Below are 4253 nucleotides of genomic sequence, written 5' to 3' on the forward strand. Positions count from 1 at the left end.
CGCGACTCATGAGTGCTCGGTTATATGCGGGCCAATTGGTTGTGCGGTAGATTTTGTGTGTAGGCTTCTTCATTTGAAAATTATATCGCTAAAAAAGCCTTTACAGATAGGTTTGTGCAACAAAGCCGAATAGAGATATAAGTTTTTGATTTTAAATATTTTAAAATAAAACTCAACAATTATCAGTAATATTATATAAATAGCTTTTCTTATAAGGTAAGTAAAAAAATAGCAAAAACAACACAATATAAACTAGGCTTATTTAATGATAATATTAAGTTTATTTCATCTTTACGTTTAAGAACTAGCTAGTGCTTATGAAAAAAAACGAGTTAGAAAATTTAATTAAATCTGAATTTAATACTTTACCAAAAATTTTGCAGAAAATTGCAAAATTTGTTGTAGATAATCCTAATATTGTGGCAATCGAGTCTATGCGAGGTATCGCTAAGCTTGCCGATGTTCAGCCTGCTTCAATAGTTAGATTTATTAAACGTTTTAACTTCGAAAGTTATGATGAGTTCAAAAATATTTTTATTCAAGATTTATTGAATCAAGACAATGAAAAAGTCAAAAAGCCAGATTCCTTAATTCATATCAACAATGATACACATGACAAAATAATTGAAGATCTATTCAACCATGATATTCAGAATATTAAAAACACTTACACTATAGCTCAAGCTCAAGCATTACATGATATAGCTAAGCAGCTGAATTTATCTAAAAAGATATATATTTTAGGACTCCGAAGTTTATTTAGTGCGGCACATTATTTTAATTATATATGTCGGCTTTTTACTCAAAACACTAACCTAGTAAATGGTATTGGAGGTGCCTTTGCAGATGACTTACGTTTTATAGATAACGAGGATGCCCTTGTTCTCTATAGTTATTACCCTTATACAAAAGATTCAATTTTAGCTGCAAAATTTGCTAAAGAGAGACAAGCTAAAATAATTCTCATTACAGATAGTAGCCTCTCTCCACTCGCAGACTATGCTGATCACATTATCGTAGCCCCAAATACTTCTTCATTCTTATTACCATCTGTAGTTTCTGCCATTAGTACTTCGCAAGTTATTGCAGCACTATATTTTCTTCAAAATAAAGAAAAAAGTCGGTCCAGCTTACAAGCATCACAGGAACAACTTAGAAATTTTAATGTATATATCATGGAATGAAACTTGTTATGAAAAATACATATATACCCAAAATAAATTAAAAGATACAAATGTTGTTTTTTAAATTAAAATAATGTTTATTTTTCAGATAAACATTAATGAATACAAAATTAATTCTAATTCTAGCTATTATTGCCGGTATATGTACCGGCAGTAATTACTATAATCAACCTTTAATTTCAACAATTGCAAGTTCATTTCAAATATCAGAATATCAGTCATCCTATGTTATTGTTTTATCACAAATTACTTATGCAGTTGGCCTGATATTCATTGCACCACTTGCTGATGTAATAAATACTAAAAAATTAACGCTTATATTGATGTTACTTACTTGTGTAGGATTAATTGTATGTGGGCTTTCTAATAATATTTATATCTTATTTTTCGCAACCTTACTTATAGGACTGTTCAGTGTTGTATCTCAAATGATGATGGCAATATCTACAAGTATTGTTTCTGCTGGTGATGCCGGGAAAGCGGTTGGGATGATTGTAAGTGGTCTACTTTGTGGAGCGCTTTTAGCTAGGACGTTGTCTGGATTAAGTTCCTTCTATTTTGACTGGAGATTTATTTACTTAGCCAGTGGCTTATTACTCTTTATTATTACAATTTCAATTTATAAAAAATTGCCAACTTCTTCAACACTCACAAATTATCAAAAGATTTATTTACAAAGAATTTTAAATGTTCCTAGACTGCTTATTAAATATCCTATTTTAAGAAATAGAGCTCTTATAGGGGCCCTAACTTTTTTAAGCATGAGTATGGTTTTTTCAACAATGTCTATTATGCTTTCGAAGTCACCTTTCTATTTTAATGATTTTCAAATAGGAATATTAGGTTTAATTGGCTTTATAGGAGTTCTTTTTTCAAATTTTGCAGGTAAAGCAAATGACAATGGACATGCCCATACTGTATCAATTATTGCTTCGTTCATAACCATAATATCTTGGATCTTTATATTTTTTGTTTATCAATCAATTGCCATTTATATTGTAGGCTTAGTATTAATGTATGGAGCCTTCTCAGTATTGCATACTACGAATCAAAATTTAGTATACAAAATTGACCCAAGTATTAAATCACAATTGAATGGCATCTATATGACTATATATTTTTCAGGTGCTGCTCTGGGAAGTTATGTTGGTGTTAAATTACTGTCCAATTATGATTGGTCGACTTTAAGCTGTATAGGCATCTTTATAAGTTCAATAATTCTCTTCATATGTTTTATTGAGTATAAACTTTCATTAAAGCAAAAAATTAAGCAACAATTTTAAAAAAAGCATAAGAAAAGCATATAAGATGTACATCTTATATGCTTTTCAAGGCAATTATTTAAGGAATATTAAAACTTTTTAGACATCTATTCAGTATGAATGTCACTAGTTACACACGTTTGTACCTTGAGGAAATATTAAATTTTCCATATCAAATACACTAGCAATTTGCTCATTTGTAAGGATATTTTCATCAGTTAATATTTTAAAAATTGACTCTTCTCTTACTTGTGAGAGCTTTGCTATTTGACACGTTTTTTCGTAACCGAGCAAAGGATTTAGTGCTGTTACAATACCAGCAGACTTATATAATAACTCACTACAGCGTTCTTTATTTGCAGTAATGCCTTTGATGCAGTCATTAGTAAGCGAATCAAATGCAACCATTAATAAATTTATATTCTCGAAAAGTTTGAAAATAATTAAAGGTTCCATAACATTTAATTGTAGTTGCCCAGCTTCACTTGCGAATGCAATCGTAAGATCATTCCCAATTACTTGAAAACATATTTGATTCACATATTCAGGAATAACTGGATTTACTTTTCCAGGCATAATAGAACTACCTGGCTGTTTTGCTGGCAAGTTAATTTCGCAAATACCTGTGCGAGGGCCACTTGAAAGTAAACGTAAGTCATTACAAATTTTTGATAATTTTAAAGACGTACGTTTAAGTATTCCTGATAAGAGCACAAAATCACTCGTATCTGATGTTGCCTCAATTAAATTTGGAGCTGAGTGAAAAGAAAAATCAGTAAGAGTATTTAATTCTTCAATTACATGTTGTCTATATGATTGAGTAGTATTTATACCTGTCCCAATTGCTGTTCCTCCGAGATTGATATAAGGAATATGTTCATAAACAGTAGAGAGATATAGCTTCATATCCTTTTCCAAAGAGTCAGCAAATGCTTGAAATTCTTGGCCGAGGGACATAGGTACAGCATCTTGTAATTGGGTTCTTCCCATTTTAATAATGTTTTTAAAGTTAATGGCTTTCTCTTTTAGAGCATGAATCAGCTGAGATGCAGATTTTTCGTATTGTTGAACTGACAAAAGCACTGCTAAGCGTAAAGCTGTAGGGTATACATCATTCGTAGATTGAGACATATTTACATCATTATTAGGATGCAAATAGCTATACTCTCCCTTACGATATCCTAAATATTCAAGACCAATATTAGCAACTACTTCATTAATATTCATATTTGTAGAAGTACCAGCTCCTCCTTGAATCATATCTATTAGAAAATAATTATTGAATTTTCCTTCTACAATACAATTACAAGCATATTCAATCGCATCATATTTTTTTTCATCCAAATTTCCTGCTCTAAAGTTAGCTTTTGCACATGCTAATTTTATTAAAGCAAGGGATTTAATTAATAAAGGAAAGTCATTCAGCTTATATTTTGTTGCTGAAAAATTATTAATCGCCCTAGCTGTCTGGATTCCATAATAGATATCATCACTAATCTTCATTTCACCCAAAAAGTCTTTCTCTAACCTAATATGGTTTTGTTGCACAAACCTATCTGTAAAGGGTTTTTCAGCGATATAATTTTCAAATGAAGAAGCCTACACACAAAATCTACCACACAACCAATTGGCCCGCATATAACCGAGCACTCATGAGTCGCGGAAATATTGCCATTTGGTTTGATCCTGCTACGCAATGGTATGCGCCATCAAAAGGCAAACAAGGGCGAAATCAAACCTACTCCGACGCAGCCATCCAATGCTGCTTAATGATTAAATCCTTATTCCGTCTGTCTTTACGTATGGT

4 protein-coding genes are annotated in these 4253 nt (G+C 31.3%); 3 read left to right on the plus strand and 1 reads right to left on the minus strand.

The window, feature by feature from the left end; genetic code table 11:
• Nucleotides 1-317: 317 nt before the first annotated feature.
• A complete protein-coding gene (locus AC5YDH_RS14795; protein ID WP_496120580.1) occupies nt 318-1184 on the plus strand; it encodes a MurR/RpiR family transcriptional regulator in 867 nt (288 codons plus the stop codon).
• A 98-nt stretch (nt 1185-1282) separates the two neighbouring features.
• Nucleotides 1283-2467 (plus strand): MFS transporter, encoded by a 1185-nt coding sequence (locus tag AC5YDH_RS14800; RefSeq protein WP_496120581.1) that lies wholly within the window; start codon nt 1283-1285, stop codon nt 2465-2467.
• A gap of 105 nt (nt 2468-2572) precedes the next feature.
• Here AC5YDH_RS14800 and AC5YDH_RS14805 read toward each other — a convergent pair whose 3' ends face one another.
• Nucleotides 2573-3949 carry an aspartate ammonia-lyase gene (locus AC5YDH_RS14805; protein WP_496120582.1) on the minus strand — a complete coding sequence of 459 codons (1377 nt, stop codon included), beginning with the start codon at nt 3947-3949 and terminating at the stop codon, nt 2573-2575.
• An 86-nt stretch (nt 3950-4035) separates the two neighbouring features.
• Between AC5YDH_RS14805 and AC5YDH_RS14810 the strand changes: the two genes are divergently transcribed.
• A partial coding sequence (locus AC5YDH_RS14810) for a transposase (protein WP_496120578.1) occupies nt 4036-4253 on the plus strand: 218 nt, incomplete at its 3' end.

Source organism: Acinetobacter sp. FY683, assembly GCF_059515885.1.

What these genes read in the sequence shown, in the direction of transcription:
- AC5YDH_RS14795 (WP_496120580.1), top strand. Translation starts at nt 318, where the DNA reads ATGAAAAAAAACGAGTTAGAAAATTTAATTAAATCTGAATTTAATACT.
- AC5YDH_RS14800 (WP_496120581.1), top strand. Translation starts at nt 1,283, where the DNA reads ATGAATACAAAATTAATTCTAATTCTAGCTATTATTGCCGGTATATGT.
- AC5YDH_RS14805 (WP_496120582.1), bottom strand. Translation starts at nt 3,949, where the DNA reads ATGAAGATTAGTGATGATATCTATTATGGAATCCAGACAGCTAGGGCG.